The 20,643-nt window shown below is 36.7% G+C and carries 22 protein-coding genes and 1 tRNA gene; 14 read left to right on the top strand and 9 right to left on the bottom strand.

Translation table 11 applies throughout. The features are described 5' to 3' along the window. Nucleotides 1-15: 15 nt before the first annotated feature. The 3 genes from SFB89_RS06010 to SFB89_RS06000 all read right to left on the bottom strand — a co-directional run bounded on the left by SFB89_RS06010 (nt 16) and on the right by SFB89_RS06000 (nt 1,588). Complete coding sequence (locus SFB89_RS06010) at nt 16-480, bottom strand: hypothetical protein (protein WP_331773782.1); 465 nt, start codon at nt 478-480, stop codon at nt 16-18. Next, nucleotides 473-754, bottom strand: coding sequence for a DUF2018 family protein (locus SFB89_RS06005; RefSeq protein ID WP_331773781.1), 282 nt, complete (start codon nt 752-754; stop codon nt 473-475). Before SFB89_RS06005 ends, SFB89_RS06010 begins: the two co-directional genes overlap by 8 nt. Nucleotides 755-1,093: 339 nt before the next feature. Then, a complete protein-coding gene (locus tag SFB89_RS06000) occupies nt 1,094-1,588 on the bottom strand; it encodes a SixA phosphatase family protein (RefSeq protein ID WP_331773780.1) in 495 nt (164 codons plus the stop codon). Nucleotides 1,589-1,718: 130 nt separating this feature from the next. Here SFB89_RS06000 and murA point away from each other — a divergent pair, with 130 nt between their 5' ends. The 11 genes from murA (at nt 1,719) to SFB89_RS05945 (ending at nt 11,749) form a co-directional block, all read left to right on the top strand. Next, a complete protein-coding gene (murA, locus tag SFB89_RS05995; protein ID WP_331773779.1) occupies nt 1,719-2,981 on the top strand; it encodes a UDP-N-acetylglucosamine 1-carboxyvinyltransferase in 1,263 nt (420 codons plus the stop codon). Nucleotides 2,982-2,985: 4 nt separating this feature from the next. Then, nucleotides 2,986-4,194, top strand: a complete 1,209-nt coding sequence (locus tag SFB89_RS05990; protein WP_331773778.1) for a molybdopterin molybdotransferase MoeA — start codon at nt 2,986-2,988, stop codon at nt 4,192-4,194. A gap of 18 nt (nt 4,195-4,212) precedes the next feature. After that, nucleotides 4,213-4,287 (top strand) — tRNA-Gly (locus SFB89_RS05985). 83 nt (nt 4,288-4,370) lie between these two features. Further along, nucleotides 4,371-5,177 carry a flagellar basal body P-ring formation chaperone FlgA gene (flgA, locus tag SFB89_RS05980; protein ID WP_331773777.1) on the top strand — a complete coding sequence of 269 codons (807 nt, stop codon included), beginning with the start codon at nt 4,371-4,373 and terminating at the stop codon, nt 5,175-5,177. Nucleotides 5,178-5,196: 19 nt separating this feature from the next. After that, nucleotides 5,197-5,718, top strand: coding sequence for a UbiX family flavin prenyltransferase (locus tag SFB89_RS05975; protein WP_331773776.1), 522 nt, complete (start codon nt 5,197-5,199; stop codon nt 5,716-5,718). 1 nt (nt 5,719) lies between these two features. Continuing rightward, nucleotides 5,720-6,205 carry a pantetheine-phosphate adenylyltransferase gene (gene coaD, locus SFB89_RS05970; protein ID WP_331773775.1) on the top strand — a complete coding sequence of 162 codons (486 nt, stop codon included), beginning with the start codon at nt 5,720-5,722 and terminating at the stop codon, nt 6,203-6,205. Continuing rightward, entirely contained in the window at nt 6,196-6,786 is a 591-nt protein-coding gene (tmk, locus tag SFB89_RS05965; protein WP_331773774.1) for a dTMP kinase, read from the top strand. Before coaD ends, tmk begins: the two co-directional genes overlap by 10 nt. Next, entirely contained in the window at nt 6,770-7,987 is a 1,218-nt protein-coding gene (hisS, locus tag SFB89_RS05960; RefSeq protein WP_331773773.1) for a histidine--tRNA ligase, read from the top strand. The genes tmk and hisS overlap by 17 nt, the downstream gene beginning before the upstream one ends. Nucleotide 7,988: 1 nt before the next feature. Further along, nucleotides 7,989-9,830 (top strand): biosynthetic arginine decarboxylase, encoded by a 1,842-nt coding sequence (speA, locus tag SFB89_RS05955; RefSeq protein ID WP_331773772.1) that lies wholly within the window; start codon nt 7,989-7,991, stop codon nt 9,828-9,830. Next, a complete protein-coding gene (gene cysE, locus SFB89_RS05950; RefSeq protein WP_331773771.1) occupies nt 9,827-10,546 on the top strand; it encodes a serine O-acetyltransferase in 720 nt (239 codons plus the stop codon). Before speA ends, cysE begins: the two co-directional genes overlap by 4 nt. A 33-nt stretch (nt 10,547-10,579) precedes the next feature. Then, a complete protein-coding gene (locus SFB89_RS05945) occupies nt 10,580-11,749 on the top strand; it encodes a pyridoxal phosphate-dependent aminotransferase (protein WP_331773770.1) in 1,170 nt (389 codons plus the stop codon). Between the two features lie 45 nt (nt 11,750-11,794). Here SFB89_RS05945 and SFB89_RS05940 read toward each other — a convergent pair whose 3' ends face one another. The 6 genes from SFB89_RS05940 to SFB89_RS05915 form a co-directional block, all read right to left on the bottom strand. Further along, nucleotides 11,795-12,034, bottom strand: coding sequence for a hypothetical protein (locus SFB89_RS05940; RefSeq protein WP_331773769.1), 240 nt, complete (start codon nt 12,032-12,034; stop codon nt 11,795-11,797). Nucleotides 12,035-12,036: 2 nt separating this feature from the next. Next, nucleotides 12,037-12,999, bottom strand: coding sequence for a UDP-3-O-(3-hydroxymyristoyl)glucosamine N-acyltransferase (gene lpxD / locus SFB89_RS05935; protein ID WP_331773768.1), 963 nt, complete (start codon nt 12,997-12,999; stop codon nt 12,037-12,039). Then, on the bottom strand, nt 12,999-13,460 hold the full coding sequence (gene ilvN, locus SFB89_RS05930) for an acetolactate synthase small subunit (protein ID WP_331776060.1): 462 nt from the start codon (nt 13,458-13,460) through the stop codon (nt 12,999-13,001). Before ilvN ends, lpxD begins: the two co-directional genes overlap by 1 nt. A 12-nt stretch (nt 13,461-13,472) precedes the next feature. After that, entirely contained in the window at nt 13,473-15,167 is a 1,695-nt protein-coding gene (locus SFB89_RS05925; protein WP_331773767.1) for an acetolactate synthase large subunit, read from the bottom strand. Nucleotides 15,168-15,230: 63 nt separating this feature from the next. After that, nucleotides 15,231-16,133 carry a Ppx/GppA phosphatase family protein gene (locus SFB89_RS05920; RefSeq protein WP_331773766.1) on the bottom strand — a complete coding sequence of 301 codons (903 nt, stop codon included), beginning with the start codon at nt 16,131-16,133 and terminating at the stop codon, nt 15,231-15,233. After that, the gene (locus SFB89_RS05915) at nt 16,134-16,889 is read right to left on the bottom strand and encodes an alpha/beta hydrolase (RefSeq protein ID WP_331773765.1); all 756 of its coding nucleotides are present in this window, start codon (nt 16,887-16,889) and stop codon (nt 16,134-16,136) included. Nucleotides 16,890-16,994: 105 nt separating this feature from the next. Here SFB89_RS05915 and SFB89_RS05910 point away from each other — a divergent pair, with 105 nt between their 5' ends. From SFB89_RS05910 to SFB89_RS05900, 3 genes are all read left to right on the top strand, one after another. Then, the gene (locus tag SFB89_RS05910; protein WP_331773764.1) at nt 16,995-17,774 is read left to right on the top strand and encodes a pyridoxine 5'-phosphate synthase; all 780 of its coding nucleotides are present in this window, start codon (nt 16,995-16,997) and stop codon (nt 17,772-17,774) included. Beyond that, nucleotides 17,771-18,676 (top strand): 4-hydroxythreonine-4-phosphate dehydrogenase, encoded by a 906-nt coding sequence (pdxA, locus tag SFB89_RS05905; RefSeq protein WP_331773763.1) that lies wholly within the window; start codon nt 17,771-17,773, stop codon nt 18,674-18,676. The genes SFB89_RS05910 and pdxA overlap by 4 nt, the downstream gene beginning before the upstream one ends. A 175-nt stretch (nt 18,677-18,851) precedes the next feature. After that, nucleotides 18,852-20,474, top strand: a complete 1,623-nt coding sequence (locus SFB89_RS05900; protein ID WP_331773762.1) for a bifunctional diguanylate cyclase/phosphohydrolase — start codon at nt 18,852-18,854, stop codon at nt 20,472-20,474. Nucleotides 20,475-20,643 lie beyond the last annotated feature (169 nt).

Genomic DNA, 20,643 nt, shown 5'->3' with positions numbered 1-20,643 from the left:
TCTTAGTTAACAATACTATTTCCTTTTGTCTATCATATTTTGTTTGGGATCTTGAAATTTAATACGCACTTTTTTTGTGTCATCTTTGATATAAACATCAATCTGTGCACGCTGTTTTTGTTGGTCAAAATCAGCGATATCAATCAAGGCATACACCCGACCCCTTAATCCATTTGAATTGCTCAATAAATCAATTTTTACACCATCAGTCGGCTTTCCACTACGTAATAAGTATTGATGTGGATACCCTTTATAATTTAATAATAGCGTGATATTTGCATTCTCAAATAAAACCCAGCCGAATTTTAGCAAGAAGGAGCTATTTTTTTGCTTATTTGCTAAAGCGACATTATCGATATGTATTTGTGCAACTTGATCTTTCTTGAGTAAAAACCGATGTTGATATTCCCATATTTGTTTGTCTTTGCCATAGAGTAGCGTTGAAACTAAAAAAAACAATAAGAAACATATCTTATTCATGTTGCGTTAAAACTTCACCCGTTGTGACAATATATAAGCTGTTGCTTTTTTTAATGATTTCATCTGCTTGATTTGTTCGTATTTCATTAATACGGTATTCTAATTCCATTTCATCAGGGATAAACTCTTCTAAAAGTATCTCCATAGCACTGTATCGTTCGGCGATATTGGAGAGTGAATTTTCAACCAATGATCGATTGGCATTAAATACTATATCAAAAAATTTACTTTTTGGACTTCCCATAAAATAATCATCTTCATCTTCGTATAACATGTGACTCCTTTAAAACATAGATAATTATACATTTTTTTTATTTAAATCAAGTTAGATATAAATTTTTAGAAAAAAATTATAGGTTTTTATTTTATTTTTCGTGAAACATTTTTGAGCCTCATATGTAATTACTAACATGTTAGTAGCCCAAAAAATGAGTATTTCTATAGCATTTAAAGCCCTAAAATAGGTAGTTTTGAAATATTATACATAAAATTATATGTATTTTATTTTTGACAAAAAAGTGAGAGGGAAAGTGTTACTAACAAATAAATTAAGATTTTTTAGAAAAGAGTACTATGGGGTTGAAATAAGAGGTAGAAATGATAATGAGGGTAATTATTTTCTATGTTTTTTAGGATAATCGAAAAATAGAACAGAACCACTGCTCTCTTGTATTTTTTTGAAAGTGTTCACATCAAAAGCGATACAAACAATAGAACACGTCGGGATATTGGTCAAAATAGCGCCACTTAAATACTCCCCTATTTCCGTAATGGTTGGATTGTGCGCAATCATAAAAACCGAATGGATACTATCATCTAAATTGGTGATGAGATCCATATAATGCTTGGGTGTTGATTCATACAAAGATGGCTCATAGACAATCTCATTTTTGTATTCAACAATTGAGGCGATGCCTTCTGCTGTTTTTCTGGCTCTTTTAGCAGGACTACTGATAATTATATCTGGCATGATTTCAAAAAATTTTAATCTTTTTGCCATAAATTTTATATCTTCTTTTCCTCTTTTACTCAAGCCTCTTTCGAAGTCATTCTCAATATTGTTTTTGTCATTTGACTTTGCATGTCTGATAAGGTATATTTTTTTCATGGGGCAATTATATCAACTAATATATAAAATTTCCCAAAAGTATTTTTTTAATGATACTTAGAGGCTCAAACATATTAAGTTTTAAATATAGTTTTTATATAATAAGTCAAATATAACAAGGATGATTTTTATGCATTATTTATCAGTAGAAGGAAACCAAAAATTAAAAGGCACGATTGCAATCTCCGGAGCAAAAAACTCCGCGTTGCCACTTCTTGCCTCAACATTACTTTCCAAAAACAACATCATGCTTTCCAATGTTCCCGACGTGGCTGATGTCAAAACGCTTTTAAAACTCTTGGAAAATTTAGGCTCTACAACCGTACAAAAGGATAATATAGTATCCATAGATACAACACAAGTCAAATCAGCATTTGCAAATTATGATATTGTCAGAAAAATGCGCGCTTCTATCTTGACGCTTGGACCGCTTCTCTCTCGCTTTGGACATTGTGAAGTCTCTTTGCCTGGAGGGTGTGCGATTGGGCAACGACCGATTGATTTGCACCTTAAAGCACTCGAGCAAATGGGAGCAGAAATTGAAATCAAACAAGGTTATGTCATAGCAAAAGCACCCAATGGGTTGAAAGGCGCCAACATTATCTTTGATAAAGTAACAGTCACCGGTAGTGAGAATATTATCATGGCCGCAAGTTTGGCTCATGGCACTACCACTCTTGTGAATGTAGCTAAAGAGCCTGAAGTCGTGCAATTGTGTGAGGTATTGCGAGACGCGGGATTACAGATTGAGGGTATTGGTACTTCTACTATCAATATAATAGGTACAGATGGTGCTCTTTTAGATATGCAAGATATCACAGTGATTCCCGATCGCATAGAAGCAGGGACGTATCTGTGTGCCGGTGCGATTACAAATTCGGGTATTACTATTACTAATATCATCCCCAAACATCTTGAATCCATGACTTTGAAGCTGAAGCAGATGGGATTTGGTATCGAAAAAGATGCCGATTCTATCACATTATTGCCAGCTGAAACCATCAAAGCCTGTGATCTTGAAACGAGCGAATATCCGGGATTTCCAACCGATATGCAAGCACAGTTTATGGCGCTTTGTACCCAAGCAAATGGCACGAGTATTATCGATGAACGACTTTTTGAAAATCGTTTTATGCATGTCAGCGAACTCGGTCGTATGGGTGCCATCATCAAATTAAAAGGACATAGTGCCGCAGTTGAGGGCAATACACAACTCAATGCCGCGGATGTGATGGCAACAGACCTTAGAGCCAGTTCCGCACTTATTTTAGCAGCATTAGTGGCTAAAGGAACCACGAGAATCCATAGAATTTATCATCTAGATCGCGGATATGAAAATCTAGAAGGTAAATTTTCCGCATTAGGTGCAAAAATAGAAAGATTAGAGGAATAATTTCATGCAAAAATTAACATCTGTATCATTAAAAGAAGCAAAACAATCATCATTGGCGCTTGTTAAAGTAAAACCAACAAGCCTTTGGCTCCCTGTACACAAAGCACTTGGTAGAGTCATTGCAAAAAATATTATATGTAAAAAAGATTTACCAGCTTTTAATAATTCTGCACTTGATGGCTATGCTTTTCAAAGTGCAGATAGTCACAAAGCACTCATTATAAAAGGGACAGTTTTTGCGGGTGATACCACTCACACCAAACTCCAACCAGGTGAATGTTACAAAATCATGACGGGCGCTAAAATACCAGATAATGCCGATACAATCATCGGGATAGAAGACACGCGCGTAGATGAAAATAATCTCATGAGTCTGACAAAAACGGTGAAAAAAGGCAATGCTTTTCGTGTCAAAGGGGAAGAAGTCTCACGCGGTAATATTCTCTTACATGAGGGAACTTTACTCGATTCTTCGTGCATCGCTCTGCTAGTTTCTCAGGGGATTTCAGAAGTTGAAGTTTACAGAAATCCAACCATTGCTATCTTCTCTACCGGTAATGAACTCAAAGAACCATGGGAAGAAGCAGGAGAAGATGAGATTTACAATGTCAATTCTTCTGCTTTGATTGCTCTTTTTAAAGAGTATGGTTTTGATGCAGATTATTGTGGTGTGATTCCAGATAATTTAGAGCAAAGTAAAGCATACTTTAAAGAGATGAAACGTTATGATTTGCTAGTCACCACAGGGGGCATTAGTATGGGTGAGGCTGATTTTGTAGAAGAAGCGTTGCTCTTTAATGGACTCAAAGCCCTTTTTCATGGGGTCAATATCAAACCAGGACGTCCTACCATGATAGGCAATATGGGTTCTACGATTGTAGCCTCTATGCCAGGAAATCCTCTTGCCGCATTTGTCAATGCCTTTTTGTTTTTAGTCCCAGTACTCAAAAAAATGCAAGGCAATAAAAATCCGGGGCATCCTACTATCACGGCACAAATGGCAGAGGATCTCAAAATCAAGCCCAACCGATCCAATTTGATATTGGGAACGTATCATGATGGAATATTTTCAGTAACTATGGAAAACCGTTATGGTTCCGGGATGGTGTCACCCATATTACAAAGTAATGCATTATTAGTGACAGATGAACAAACTGATAAACTTTCTCAAGGTGAGTATGTTAAAATAATTCTTTTTAAAGGATTCTTTTGATAAAATTCCAACTTGTAAGCGGGAATAGCTCAGTGGTAGAGCACGACCTTGCCAAGGTCGGGGTCGCGAGTTCGAACCTCGTTTCCCGCTCCATCTTGATGTTTATTTTCTTCATCTCTTTCTTACAAGCATCCGAACATATCACGCTCAAAAATCAATATTGTACTAAAAATATTATGACAATACGAGCCTCTTTTTTTCTCAAGAATCCCCATCATGATTTTACGATTCTCAAGATACCCAAAAACCTCTCCTCTTTTTCTGTTCCCTCATTGCAAATTGTTTCTAAGCTAAAAGAACACAATATGACTTATAGTGATCATTCTGGTGGTATCATCACCTTCCGAAAATGCTATGAACCCGTTGCTTTGCAAGCAATCAAAACAGAGATACGAAAAAAATTTCAAAGAAGATATCCGTCTATGAATATCCAAAAAATCAAGCTTCAAGCTGCTACTTTACCAAATTTTGACCTCTCCAAATTTACCCTAAGTACATTGAATTTAAAAGAAAATAATTATAGAAATGCAACCGGTACATTAAGCGTCACTTATACTAAAAAATTCCAAACAAAAAAAATCTATCTTAAATATCATATTATCGCCAATATTTCAGTTTTTAAAGCAAAATATAACTTGCGAAACGGTAAAATCCTCCAAAATAACGATTATCAAAAAACGGTTATTCCTTTTGATGTCTTGCCAAGATATGCTATTACCGGTAAGATGCACCAAGAGTATATTATCCGCGGTTATATTAAAAAAGGCGCAATCCTAACACGTAATGATTTGAAAATCAAAAAACTTTTGTTGAAAAATGATTTGATTCAAGCAGTGTTGCAAGATGAAAATTTACGAATAGCCACCGATGCACATGTTTTGAGTGATGCCAATATCGGAGATGTCGTCAAAATAAGAACGGCAAAAGGAAAAGTATTTAGGGCGAAGATTTTATCTCAAAAAAGTGCTATGATTTTAGAATAATATTAGAGAAAGAAGCAATATGAAATTAATAATCGGCATCAGTGGTGCAAGTGGTGTAAAACTGGGTGAAAAGTTTATAAAAAAACTACCAAAAGAGATTGAAAAATATATTATATTTTCTGAAAATGCCACGACGGTATTAGAAAAAGAGGAGAATAGAAATTTTTTTGATAATCACAATATCGCAGCGCCCATTGCCTCCGGTTCATTTGGTGCCGATGCGATGATTGTTGTCCCTTGTAGTATGAATACTGTAGCCAAAATAGCATGTGGTATTAGCGATAATTTGATCACAAGAAGTGCGGCTGTCATGATTAAAGAGAAAAAGCATTTGGTATTAGCGCCAAGAGAGATGCCCTTCTCTTCTATTGCCTTAGAAAATATGCTCAAACTCTCTAATCTCGGAGTGCTAATTTCACCTCCTATTTTAGGATATTATGCTGCAATTCGCTCCTTGGAAGATATGGAGAATTTTTTGATTGGTAAATGGTTTGATGCTCTTAATATCAACCATAATTTATTTCAAAGATGGGAGGGCTGAGATGTCAGGTTTAGTTGCAATTTACCCCGGGACATTTGATCCTATTACAAATGGACATATTTCTGTCATTAAAAGAGCCAGAAAGATTTTCGATAGAGTGATTGTTGGCATCGCAGCCTCAGGCAATAAAAATCCGATGTTTGATCTCGTCACACGAGTCGAGATGGCACAAGATAGTGTCAAAGATATCCCTCATGTCGATGTGATGCCGTTTCACAGCTTGCTTGTAAGTTTTTGTCAAGAGCAAAACGTCAATACCATCCTTAGAGGACTGCGTGCGGTGAGCGATTTTGAGTATGAATTACAGATTGGCTATGCCAATGCGTCGATGGACAAAAATATTGATACTGTCTATTTGATGCCAAATTTGGAACATGCTTTTATCAGCTCGACTGTGGTACGTGATATCATTAGACACCAAGGAGATGCGAGCCATCTTGTCCCTAAAGAAGTTTTAAAATACATAAAGATCAAACAATGTATGTGATATTTGAAGGGATTGATACGACGGGGAAAAGTACTCAAATTGAGCTTTTCAAACAACATCATGATAGCATCATCACACTAAAAGAACCGGGCAATACTAAGTTGGGGGAGACACTGCGAGACCTTATATTAAACAGTGAGCATTCACTCGCTTTTAATACGGAATTGTTTTTGTTTTTGGCCGATCGTGCTCAAAATTTTGCAGAAAATATCGCCGGAAAAGATCATGATATCATTCTCTCAGACCGTGGAATGATTTCAGGGATTGCTTATGCCTTGGCTAATAATCAAGACTTGAAGATGGATTTTTTGATTGCATTAAATCAATTTGCACTAGGTGGCAATCTACCCGATGCTGTTGTCTTTTTTCACACCAATAGGGATTTGATTGTAGCGCGATTAGAGGAAAAAGAGCATGATAATATTGAACAACGCGGCATTGACTATCTTTTGAAAGTCCAAGATTTGATGGAGGCCGTATTGAGTAAACTTCCCGTACGTGTTTTAAAAGTTGATGCACAACAAACAAGAGAAAAAATTTATCAAGAAATAGAGGAATTTATATATGATACAAGCGCTTAGAGGCATGAAAGATTTGCTAGACCCAGCCAACGAGAGATATCTTTATTTTACAAAACACTGCAGTAGAATTGCAGAAAATTATGGTTTTACCTATATTGAAACGCCCCTTTTAGAAGAGACCGCTTTATTTAAAAGAAGTGTCGGCGAGAGCAGTGATATTGTAGGTAAGGAAATGTATCAATTTACTGACAAAGGGGGCAATGACGTCTGTTTGAGACCTGAGGGTACCGCTGGCGTTGTTCGCGCCTTTATACAACAAAAATATGATAAAGCCGGCGGTGGGAAAAAATTCTACTATTACGGACCGATGTTTCGATATGAACGTCCACAAAAAGGAAGACTTCGAGAGTTTCATCAATTTGGAGTTGAATCTTTTGGTGAAAGTAATGTCAAAGAAGATGCGAGTATTATTTTGATGTTAAAAGAGATGCTTGATTTCTTTGGTATCGGTTATGTGTTAGAACTCAACTCATTAGGATGTCACAAATGCATGCCGCCTTATCGTGAAAAATTGGTTCAATTTTTAGAAGGCGAAGAGGATATTTGTGATGATTGTAAAAGACGCAAAGATACCAATCCCATAAGAGTTTTGGATTGCAAGAATGAACATTGCAAAGAGATTTATCGTCACGCTCCGTTGATTACGGATAATCTTTGTGAAGATTGCCAAGAAGACTTTTCAAAACTCACTTCGATTTTAGATTCCTTTGGTGTGAAATATGTGGTAAATTCAAAATTAGTACGTGGACTTGATTATTATAATAAGACAGCTTTTGAATTTGTCAGTGATGAGATAGGAGCACAAAGTGCCATAGCAGGAGGCGGTAGATACGATAGATTGGTCGAATTTTTAGATGGCAAACCAACATATGGAATCGGTTTTGCTATGGGAATTGAACGATTGATGGAATTGATTAAAATGCCAGAAAAGAAAAGAGAAGGCTATTATGTCGGCGCATTATGCGAGGAGGCATTGGATTCTTGTTTTGAACTCTCAATAGCACTCAGACGCGAAGAAAAAGTAGTGCTACATTATGAAAAAAAGAGCTTGAAGGCACATTTGAAAAATGCAGACAAACAAAATGCTCGTTTTTGTATATGCATCGGAGAAGATGAGCTAGTAGAACACGGACTCTGGATGAAAGATTTAGAAAACAAAGAAGAACATAAAATATCTATTTCAGATTTTTTGGGAGATTAAATTGGACTATGGCATCAAATTATGGGGCGATAATAACTTTTTTATTGATAATAAAAAAGTAAAACTCAATTACAAAAGTAGTCCTTCTTTAGTAAAAATCGTACAACAAATTAGAGAAAATGATATCAAAGGGCCCATATTACTCAGATTTCCGCACTTGATTGAAAAACAAATCGATTTGGTTTATAGAACATTCAATAAAGCACGGGCAGAATTCAAGTATCGCGGTACGTTTAATGCCGTGTATCCTCTCAAGGTCAATCAATATCCAAATTTTGTCAAAAATTTGGTCCAATTGGGTGAAAAATATGATTATGGCCTCGAAGCGGGCAGTAAAGCAGAACTTTTTCTAGCGATGGCTTACAATAATAAAAAAGCACCCATCACCGTCAATGGATTCAAAGATGAGGAAATGATATCGATTGGTTTTATTGCTTGTGAAATGGGACATAATATCACCATTACCATAGAAGGACTCAGTGAATTGGAGAATATCATCAAAATCTCCAAGAAAAGATTTGGCTCTATTCCTAATATTGGATTACGTATCCGATTACACAGTTCTGGTGTCGGAATCTGGGCTAAAAGTGGTGGTATTAATTCAAAATTTGGTCTCACATCGACAGAATTATTACAAGCGGTTAATTTGCTCAAAAAAGCAAATCTCATTGAGAAATTTACGATGATTCACTTTCATATCGGATCACAAATCTCAGAGATTGGACCACTTAAAAAAGCTCTAAGAGAGGCAGGAAATCTCTTTGTACAGCTAAAAAAAATGGGGGCAACAGGACTCAATGCTATCAATATTGGCGGAGGATTGGCGATTGAGTACTCACAACACAGACAGAGTATGAATCGCAACTACTCTTTGAGTGAGTATGCGAATGATATTACCTTTTTGCTCAAAGACATTTCTGTGAGGAAAAACGTACCAGAACCGAATATTTTTATCGAATCAGGTCGCTATATCGCCGCGTCACATGCGGTTTTGGTGGCGCCTGTTTTAGAACTATTTTCTCAAGAATATACCGAAGAAAAACTACAATTAAAAGAGAAAAATCCTCCTTTGGTTCAAGAACTTTATGATATTTACAAGACCATAGATTCTCCACGAGCACAAGAATATCTTCATGATAGTCTCGATCACATGGATTCACTATTAACCCTGTTTGATTTGGGATATATTGATTTGATTGATCGTAGTAATACAGAAATTCTAGTGAATTTAATCATGAAAAAAGCTATTATGCTGCTCAAAGACAAAAAAACTCGAGAATTATTGCGCATTCAAGATATGGTACAGGAGCGTTATTTGGTAAACTTTTCGATGTTTCAAAGTTTGCCAGATTTATGGGGTATTAGTCAATCTTTTCCTGTCATGCCGCTTGATCGCTTAGATGAAAAACCAACACGATCGGCCTCAATTTGGGATATTACCTGTGATAGTGATGGTGAAATCAGCTATAATCGCGCCAGTCCGCTTATCTTACATGATGTGGATGTCACAAAAGAAGAATATTTTATTGGATTTTTCCTTGTGGGCGCGTATCAAGAGGTTTTGGGTATGGATCATAATCTTTTTACTCATCCGACAGAAGCAACAATACGAATCGATGATACGGGATTTAGCGTGGAAAATGTGATTGAATCACAAAGTATTTTGGATATTTTTGAAGATCTTGATTATGACATCAAAGAAGTGCAAGAAATCTTAAATGAAAAAATTGAAAAATCCTCTTTAATCGATGATAAGACTAAAAAGTATATATTGGGTGAAATTTATCTATTTCTCAACGACAATGGATATCTTAAAACAATCAATGGAAAGGATGACTCATGAGTGATGCTAGTTTGTGGCATAAAATAAAAGAGGATTTTGCACAACCTATTCTAAGCGATCCTGCCATAAATTCTAAATTTGAAATTTTTTTCAATTATCCGGGTGTTTGGGCTATCGTTAATTATCGTATCGCACATGCTCTTTACACCAAAGGATTCAAGTTTCTCTCTCGAATTATTATGGGTATCAATCAATTTGTCACCAATATTGACATTCATCCCGCAGCTACGATTGGAAGACGCGTATTTTTAGACCATGCCTTTGGTGTAGTGATTGGCGAAACTGCGGTTGTAGAAGATGATATCTTGATTTATCAAGGGGTGACTTTAGGTGGTGTGAATCTAAACCGAGGTCAAAAAAGACACCCGACAATCTGCAGTGGGACGGTCATTGGAGCGGGTGCTAAAGTATTAGGGGATATTATTATTGGCAAAAACTGCCGCATTGGTTCAAATTCAGTTGTGGTCAATCCCGTACCTGAGAATTCAACAGCGGTGGGCATTCCTGCTCGAGTCATTGAAAAAGGGCGAGATAAAAATCCAATGGCACACAATAAAATTCCCGATATCAATAAGGAATTATTTTTATATCTTTTTAAAAGAATCAAAGCGCTAGAAACGGTTGTTAATGAGCAACATGCCGATAAAGACCTCATTGAAGCCGATAAAGAGCTTGAAGATATTTATAAACAATTTTTGAATTCAGTCAAACAATAATCACATGAGAATTCTCATATAAAAAGGACAAATATGCTATCACAAAGAATACAAGTACTATCTGAATCGATGACGCTTGCCATTACTGCTTTGGCTAAGCAAATGAAAGCAGAGGGAAAGGACGTGTTGAGTTTTTCAGCAGGCGAACCTGATTTTGATACTCCTCAAATTATAAAAGATGCGGCGATTAAAGCACTTCAAGATGGATTCACCAAATATACTGCCGTTGTCGGTGCTCCTGATTTAGTTGAAGCCATTCAATTTAAACTCAAACATGAAAATGGATTGGATTATGAACTGGGAGATATTATTTCAAATGTTGGAGCCAAACAGTCTTTATTTAATCTTATGGAAGCGATTATTGATGATGGAGATGAAGTCATTATCCCCTCCCCTTATTGGGTAACATATCCTGAAATTGTTAAATTTGCAGGAGGTAGTGTTGTTGAAATAGCAACCGATGATACGACTGCATTCAAAATTACGCCAGAACAATTACAAAATGCTATAACACCAAAAACCAAATTGTTGATTTTAAACACTCCATCAAATCCAACCGGCTCAGTTTATACCAAAGAGGATTTACAAGCACTTGCTGCAGTACTCAAAGGAACCAAGGTTTTGGTAGCAGCCGATGAGATGTATGAAAAACTTCTTTATGATGGTCGTGTCTTTACATCTGTCGCTAGTATTAGCAAAGATATGTTTGATCGCACCATTACCATCAATGGATTAAGTAAATCTGTAGCGATGACAGGATGGAGATTTGGATATATGGCATGTCCTATCAAAGAGATTACCAATGCAGTTAAAAAACTTCAAAGTCAAAGTACTTCCAATATCAACTCAATCACACAAAAAGCGGCAATTCCAGCACTTTTGGGTGAGGCAAATAATGATATTGAAATGATGCGCGTTGAGTTTGAAAAGAGAAGAAATGTTGCTGTTAAATTATTTAATGAGACCGAAGGACTTAGCGTCGTGAGTCCAAATGGTGCTTTTTATCTTTTTGTGAATATCAAAAAAGTTTCCAATGACTCACTAGAATTTTGTAAACAATTATTGGAAAGTAAGGGCGTAGCAACCGTACCAGGTATTGGATTTGGAAGTGATGGATATTTTAGGTTTTCATTCGCAACAAGTACTAAAAGTATTGAAGAGGGAATCTTGAGAATCCGAGAGTTTATTAAAGAAAATTACTAAATTTTCTAAGGGGTTTGCAGATTATGCAAGCCCCTTTATTGTGAATTATTTTTTGCCAAAAGTTTCTTTAGCTTCTTTCAATGCCTCAATCAATTCATCAAGATTATCATAAGGAATGTGTGCTTTCCAATCTGGTTCTTCTGCACTTTTCTTAAGAGAGATTCCGATACTCACAACTGGAAATGATCCATCGCCATAAGGCTCTTCTAAGTGAGAAACCGAAATTTTACCATTTTTGGTATCTGCTAAAGGGAATTCCTTTAATACTGTATTTTTTCCACCCATTTTTAAATCCTTTTATTTAATTTTTTAAAATAATTTGCTATTTTTGCTTGTTTTTTAAGCCACTCTTTTTGTAGCATCAATGGAAAACCACCGTATGTTTTTCCACCTTCTATCGTTTTTGTGACACCGCCTCTTGCTGCAATAATTGCAAAATCACCAATATTTAGGTGTCCGGCAGTTGCACTTTGACCTCCCATGACCACATTCCTTCCTAGTGTCGTAGAACCAGAAATTCCTGTTTGTGATACGATTAGACAGTATTCTCCAAGTTCGCAATTATGCGCTATTTGGACAAGATTGTCAATTTTTGTTCCTTTTTTAATCACGGTAGAACCAAATACTGCACGATCCACTGTCGTATTGGCTCCTATTTCTACATCATCTTCAATGATAACATTTCCACTATGGCAAATTTTTACATGCTCGCCATTTTTAGTATGAGCATAACCAAAACCATCACTGCCTAAAACGGCTCCTGCTTGTATAATACAGTGTGATCCGATTGTGGTATTAGCATACACCACAACATTGGGATAAATAATAGTCCCTTCTTTGATTATGACGTTGCGTCCAATCACAACATTGGGATGGATAATGACACCGGCTTCTATGATGCTGTCATTGCCAATTTGAACATTAGGACCAATGCGAGCTTGGTCTGATATTTGACTCATGCCACCATACAAAAAGGAGTCTTTACAAAAATATTGACTCGCTCGTGCCATATACAAATAAGGGTCCTCACACACCAATGCTTGAGTCCCTTGGGGAACAAACGCCTCAAATTTGGGATGAATTAAAACGGCTGCCGCCTCAGTTTTTTTGAGAGCTTTTAGCAATTTTTCATCATTAAAAAAGGTAATTTGCTCCGAATTAGCATCTTGCAAGGTCGCAAAGGACTTAATCTCGACATCGCAAATATCTTGTGTTAATTCTAATCTCTCTAATAATGCTTTTAATCTCATTACACATCCATCGCAACAGAACCACTTCGTACCATATCTGTTGGATTGTATTTTTTAATTGCTTTCAGAAAATCATCGATTCTATTGGCGTTATCTGCGACCATAACAACGATAAAATTCGTACCGCTATTGGCAATCACACCATTATATGCTTTTAACATAGCATCAAGTCCATTAAAATCTTCATTAAGCGGTATTTTGACCAATGCCATCTCTTTTTCAACAAATTCACCCGATTCAATAACTTTATAAGTAGGTATCAACTTGTGCAATTGCTTCACGATTTGTTCTAAAACATTCTCATTGCCAGAGGTCACAATTGTCAACCGAGAAAAATCTGTTTCAGGGATGGGAGCAACGGTGAGAGAATCTATATTGTACCCTCTTCCTGCGAATAATCCGGAAATCCTTGAAAGCACACCATGTTCGTTTGTAACAATAACTGACAAAACTCTTCTGATTTCTTTCATATCTTAATCCTTATGCTCTAATATCATGTTGTAAAGACTGCCACCGGCTGGAACCATTGGTAATACATCTTCCAATCGATCAACGTTGACATCAATCATGCAAACACTATTGCTCTTTACCGCCTCATCTAATGCTTCATCAAATGCAGCTTTTGTTTCAACTCTAAATCCACGTCCACCAAAACTTTCCGCCAATTTGACAAAATCTGGTTGCGCACCACTTAGGTCAGTCGAAGAGTATCGCTTGTCATAGAAAAAGGTTTGCCACTGTCGCACCATTCCAAGATATCCGTTGTTGAGGATAATATTGATAACTGGAACTTTCGATTCATACGCAGTCATTAACTCTTGAATATTCATCAAAATCGAACCATCGCCTGTAATATTAATCGAAATTTTGTCTTGGATTGCTTTTTTTACGCCAATAGCCGCGGGGAAACCAAATCCCATCGTACCAAGACCACCACTAGTGATAAATTGTCGCGGTCTATCAAAAGGATAAAATTGCGCCGCCCACATTTGGTGCTGCCCAACATCTGTCGTGATGATAGCTTTTTCTCCCAACAACTCCCCTATTCTTTGGATGACCCATTGGGGTTTAATAACTGTTGGAGTATCTTTGTAGCCAAGAGGATGAATTTCATCATAGCGTTTGAGTAATTTTCTCCAAGACTCATATTGGGTTGGATTAATTTTCTCTTTTGCCAACGGAATCATTTCACTCACGATGTTTTTCAAATCCCCAACGATTGGATAATCAATTTTGACAATTTTTCCGATGCTACTGGGGTCAATATCAACATGAATAATTTTGGCATGTTTTCCAAATTCACTTAATTTTCCTGTGACCCTATCATCAAATCGTGCTCCAAAAGCAATCATCAAATCGGCTTCACTCATCGACATATTGGCACAATAAGAACCATGCATCCCCAACATGCCAAGCAGTAGTGGATTATCATCACCCATCACCCCTCGGGCCATCAAAGTTTCAACGGCTGGTACTCCGGTAATTTCAGCAAATTCTCTCACTTCAGCTGCCGCATTTGCGTTTACTGCGCCACCACCGATATAAAGAACGGGTCTTTTAGATTTTTCAATGGCATCGATAGCTTTTTTAATCTGTCGTGCATTACCTTTGTATGTCGGTTTATAGGTGCGGATAGATATAGTATCAGGATATTCAAATTTACCGACTTGTGCTGTCACATCTTTAGGCAAGTCAATATGTACCGGTCCCGGTCTGCCGCTTCGTGCTATATAAAATGCTTCTTTTAAAATTCGGGGCAAATCTTTGACATGTTTGACTAAGTAGTTATGCTTGACACAAGGTCTACTGATTCCAACTGCATCAATCTCTTGAAATGCATCGGTACCTATCATACTAATAGGAACTTGTCCGCTGATGACAACCATAGGAATAGAGTCAATATACGCTGTGGCAAGACCTGTCACTGCGTTGGTAAATCCAGGGCCGCTTGTCACAAAAGCAACACCGACATCACCGCTTGCTCTCGCATAGCCATCTGCAGCATGGATTGCTGCTTGTTCATGTCGTGTTAAGATGTGCTCAAAATAATCTTGTTTATATACTTCATCATAAACATTCATAATAGCACCACCAGGATAGCCAAAGACGACACTAACATTCTCCTTGCGTAGTGCTTCTACGACCATCTGGGAACCGTTTAAATCCATGACTTCTCCTTTTAAAATTAATTTGTGCTTTATAAAAAAGGCGTTTATTATATCAAAAAAATCTTAGATAAAGCCAAAATGACACAAGGACAATGCAACGCCTTCACGAAGGCCATCATCCACGATGACACACTCATCAAATCCTAGCTTTCCCATCAACCCAATAACAATCAAAATACCCGTTTTTATCAAATCACTGCGATTGGTACCGCAAAACCTTTCTCGCTCACTCAAATCCAATGCAAAAAGTTGCTTGTAGGCTTTTTTAAAGTCATCACGACGCAAGATTTGACCACTAATTCGCTTATGGTCATAAGATTTATAATCCACTCCTTGCAAAAAGGCACACACTGTAGTGGGCGTCCCAGCAGTAGCAATCAATCTTTTGGGTTTATCATGATCTAAAACAAAAGGGTCTATTTGATTTAGTTCGTGTTCAATGCCCTTTTCTAAAGCTTGGGTTTCATTATATTTTTCAGAAATCTTCAAAATGCCAAAAGGAAAACTCTTGTATGAGGGTGTTGGCTTGTTGGCATAGATAATTTCCGTAGAGCCACCCCCTAAATCAAACATACAAAAATCATTATCAAATTGATTGAGCACTTTAAGAGCATTTTGAACGCCAAAGAGAGTATATTTTGCTTCTTCATCGCCTGAAATGATTTGAAAATCAAGCCCGAATTCTTGACGAATTTCTTGCAGAATTTCGCGTGAATTACTAGCGAGTCGCATCGCTTCTGTGGTGACACATTTGACCTTATGTTTCTCAAAATCAAAGATTTTTGAAGCATCTCTTAGTGCTTCAAAAATATTATGAATGGCTTCTGTTGAAATCTGACCGGTTTTTTTGAGATTTTGGCCGGTTTTGACAATCCTCTCAAACTCCTTGACACGTCTTCTTGTTTTGCAATCAATTTCTACCACACGTAGGGTATTGGTTCCTAAATCACAACCTATCATCCCCATTTATCTCTTTGGTAGATATTTATCAAGATATGTTTTCAAAAAAGGCATCGCCAAATCAAAAGTAGCACTACCATGACCGCTTCCTGGTACGACAAGTAGTGTCGGTGTCAACGCTTTTTTCATATAATCAATGGTATTACCAAGTGCAAAATCTTCGCGTGAGGAGACGAGTAAGATTTTGGCTTCACTATTAGAAATGGCATCGTCAATATCGCTAGCATTGTACTCTTTTGGACCCGCGGGGGAGAATAAAACCACCACTTTGGGTTCATAATCAAGTAAGATGGAAATAATCGCACCACCACCAAGCGAAGAGCCAAAAAATACCATATCTTCGGTTTGAAGTTTAGGGTTTTCAGAGAGTTTGTCAATCCACGCGGATAAGTCAGAAGGAATCTTTTTAAAATCTACTTTTGCTGCACTCTCTTTGACCGCATTGCTGAGTTGGTCGATTGTTTTGAAGTGTACGATAGCATTTTTCTTACCATTTTGCATGTCTGAGACACCATGTCCACGCAAATCCATCTCAAACGTTGCATACCCCTTCTCTCTCATGAGTTGCGATATTTTGGCCCACATTTTATGCGTGCTTCCAAATTCATGTGCGAAGAGAGCTAAAGGATAGCTTTTTTGGCTTACTTTTGGATAGGTTAGCCAACCTTTTAGTACAAAACCATCTTGAGTCTTTAATTGAATTTCACCCGAGAAAAGATTGAGTCCCATAAATAAGAGTACAATCAAAAATAATTTTTTCATTTTTGAGCCTTTTATGTGATTTTTTACTATTATACTAAATATTTCTTTTATTTAATATAGGTATAATATAAAGTTTCAAAAAGATACTCAATAAAGGAGTTTTTCATGTTTTTGGGTGTAAATATCGACCATATTGCCGTCCTTAGGGAAGCAAGAAAAATCAACGATCCTGATCCCCTTGATGCGGTCTCAATTGTCAGACGAGCAGGAGCCGATCAGATTACCATACATCTTCGCGAAGATCGAAGACATATCTGTGATGATGATGCGAGAAGAATTATAGAAAACTCTCAACTTCCTATTAATATGGAATGCTCTATCGACAAAGAGGTCATCAGTAAAGTCATCGCATTACATCCTCATCGCATCACTTTAGTACCAGAAAAAAGAGAAGAAGTCACCACCGAGGGGGGATTAAATGTCGAAAAGAATTTTGATGCTATTCAGAATATTGCGGTTGCCCTAAAACGTAAAAATATTGAATTATCCCTTTTTATCGATCCCAATACGCATGTTATTGATCTAGCTAGTGAGATAGGGGCCTCATGGGTTGAATTGCACACCGGACACTATTCTAATATCTATGCAATGTTATTTTCTAATCTCTCCAAAACCAAACATTGTATTGAGGCACTCAATGTATCACGTAATGAACTTCAAGTCTTACTAGCAGAATCCATAGAAGAGATCAAACACAGTACTGCTTATGCTAAAAAGTTGAATATAAAAGTAGCGGCTGGTCATGGCTTGAATTATCAAAATGTCAATAAAATCGTCAATATTGCAGGAATTGAAGAATTAAATATTGGTCAATGCATCATCGCAAGATCAGTTTTTACCGGACTTGAGCAAGCAATCAAAGATATGATAGAGGCGGTAAAATGAAAAAAATCGCAATCAGCATTGGAGATATTAATGGTATTGGATTAGAAATTGCATTACGGGCGCATGAAGAGATTTCGCAACTGTGTAAACCTACTTATTGTATTAATAAAACGATGCTAGGCTGGGGTGCTGCGATGTTGGGACTTGATGTACCTGAAAAGTTCAAAACCAAAGAGTGTGGTGAAATCTTTGATATAAAACCCGGTATTGCGACAAAAGAAGCGGGAGAGATGTCCTATGATTCTTTTGTGACCGCCATTGCTCTAGCAAAAAGCGAAAAAGTCTCCGCTATTGTAACACTACCTATCAATAAAACCTCTTGGAATATGGCGGGTATTCGCTATAAAGGGCATACTGATGCGCTTGCGGATCTTTTAGGCTGTAAAACTATCATGATGCTAGGATGTGATGAAATGTTTGTCATATTATACACCCACCATATCCCATTAAAGGCTGTTAGTGATAAAATACATGCTAAAAAATTGGCAAAATTTCTCTTAGATGTGGCCACGTCTGTTGAGGAAGAAGAGATTGCAGTACTCGGGCTCAATCCCCATGCTGGAGACCATGGTGTCATCGGTGATGAAGAATCAGAAATCACGCTGGCCATTAACAAAGCAAATGAATTACTTGGAAAAGAGCGCTTCATCGGTCCACTTGTTCCTGATATTGCTTTTAGTAAGAGCAGTAGAGAGCGCTATCGCTATTTTGTTTGTATGTATCATGATCAAGGGTTAATTCCGCTAAAAGCACTCTACTTTGAAGAGAGTATCAATGTCACATTAAATGCAAGCATCGTACGCACGTCAGTAGATCATGGCACCGCATTTGACAAAGCCTATAAAAACGCAGATTTATCACTCAAAAGCTATATTAATGCCATCAAAGAAGCCATTAAATAGATGGTAAAATTTACTTAATTTATAACTTAAAAATAAAAATAATATTGAAAAGGTTATAATTAATTAACTTTACTACGATATAATCTCCCAATTATACTTTCATTAAAATAGGCTGGGGAATCGGGGAATGTCATTGTCGATAAGGTATCATTATTTTAAACAAATAGCTATTATTATGGCTATTCTTTGGACTCTTGCGAATATCTTGTTCTTCACCTTTCAAATCAAAAATGAAAACAAAAATATTATCAATACTCGTATTTTGCAAACACAAACCGCTACAAAAGAAGCAGCCCATCTACTTGATTGGAGTTTCAACCAAAAGATTAAATATCCCAATGCACAATCAAATCTCTCCTATTCTTTAAGCTATTTACTTGAAAAAATCAATAAAAATAAAAATATTGATTTGAGCGTAAATAGTTTTTTTTACAAAGATGAGCTTGAGGCTATGACACAACGACGCGCCAAGACAATTAAAAAAATGCAACAAACCAAACAAGAACATCATAGTGTTATCTCAGGTAAACATAATAGTACGTATGTCTACACAATCACTCCGCTACTTGCTACAAAAAGCTGCCTTTTGTGCCATATCCATGATGATGCGAAAGAAGGTGATGTTATTGGGAGTGTTGAAGCTAAAATGCTAGTCCCCTCTTTCAAAGATTTAAATCAAAAGCGCTATTATAATCTGATTTTGATTTATATCATGACATGGATTGTGGGCTTAATTGTCATTTACTGGATCAATCACAACAGCAAAAAATATCTCAACGCAAAAATGAAAGATTATGAAGAGAATATTTATCTATTAACCGATATGATGGAGCGTCGTGACACTTACACAGCAGGACACAGCAGGCGTGTCGCACACTACGCCACAGAGATTGCCAAAGTGATGAATCTGAGCAAAGAAAACGTGGCACTACTTTTTCGGGCATCGATGTTGCATGATCTTGGTAAAATAGAGATTCCTGATGCCATTTTACTAAAACCTGATCGATTAAGTACCGCCGAATATGAGCTTATTAAAACGCATGCACTCTTCAGTGCTGAACTCTTATCTCATGGGCCATTTAAAGAGCTCTCCACCATCGTTTTGCATCATCATGAGCGCTTTGATGGCCAAGGATATCCTCATGGATTAAAAGGAAAACACATTCCCCTCCTCTCTCAAATTATCGCAGTAGCCGATGCATTTGATGCCATCACCACAAACCGAGCTTATAAAAGTGCTCGTAGCAAGAGAGACGCGTTAAAGATATTAGAACAAGAGAAGGGAAAACAGTTTAATCCCGATATCGTTGATGCGGCTTTGCCGGTTTTAGAAACAATCAAAATCGATACATTAACACGACAACTACCAGAAAACAAGCTGGATGAAATGCGATTTTGTTACTATCTCAAAGACCAACTCACCGGTTGTTACAATATTAATCACCTAAAGGTCCTCTTGACAAAATTCACAGAGTATCAATCTCTCAATGCCTACCACCTTACCCTTAAAAATTTAACTGCTTACAACAAACGATACGGTTGGAAAAAAGGTGATAGGTTACTCAAGGATTTAGCCGCTCTTTTGATGCAACATTATCCAACATCTACGATTATCAGATTTTTTGGAGATCATTTTTTGATTGTCAATATAGATCAAAATACGATTTTAGATACCACGTTATTTGATACATTTCTCAACGGTTATGACGTAGAAATCACCTCTAATTATATTGATTTTCTGAAAGACAATATCAACAATACAGATAAGCTTGAAAATATGATATTTAATCAATCATGATTTAAAGTTTCTCATATCCCCTATTTTAGGCATTTCATTCCTCTAACGACGACGTGTTATATTTACTATCACACTGTCTTAATATAAGAAATTTAGATAAATCAAATTCTATTATGGTGAAAAAAATATAATTTTCTAAATTAAGATAAATTTTATCTTAATTACACAA

Origin of the sequence: Sulfurospirillum sp. 1612 (genome assembly GCF_036556685.1) — a bacterium.
Lineage (GTDB): Bacteria > Campylobacterota > Campylobacteria > Campylobacterales > Sulfurospirillaceae > JAADIZ01.
The sequence above is the reverse complement of the archived record's forward strand: the minus strand, read 5'-3'. Positions and strand labels throughout refer to the sequence as shown.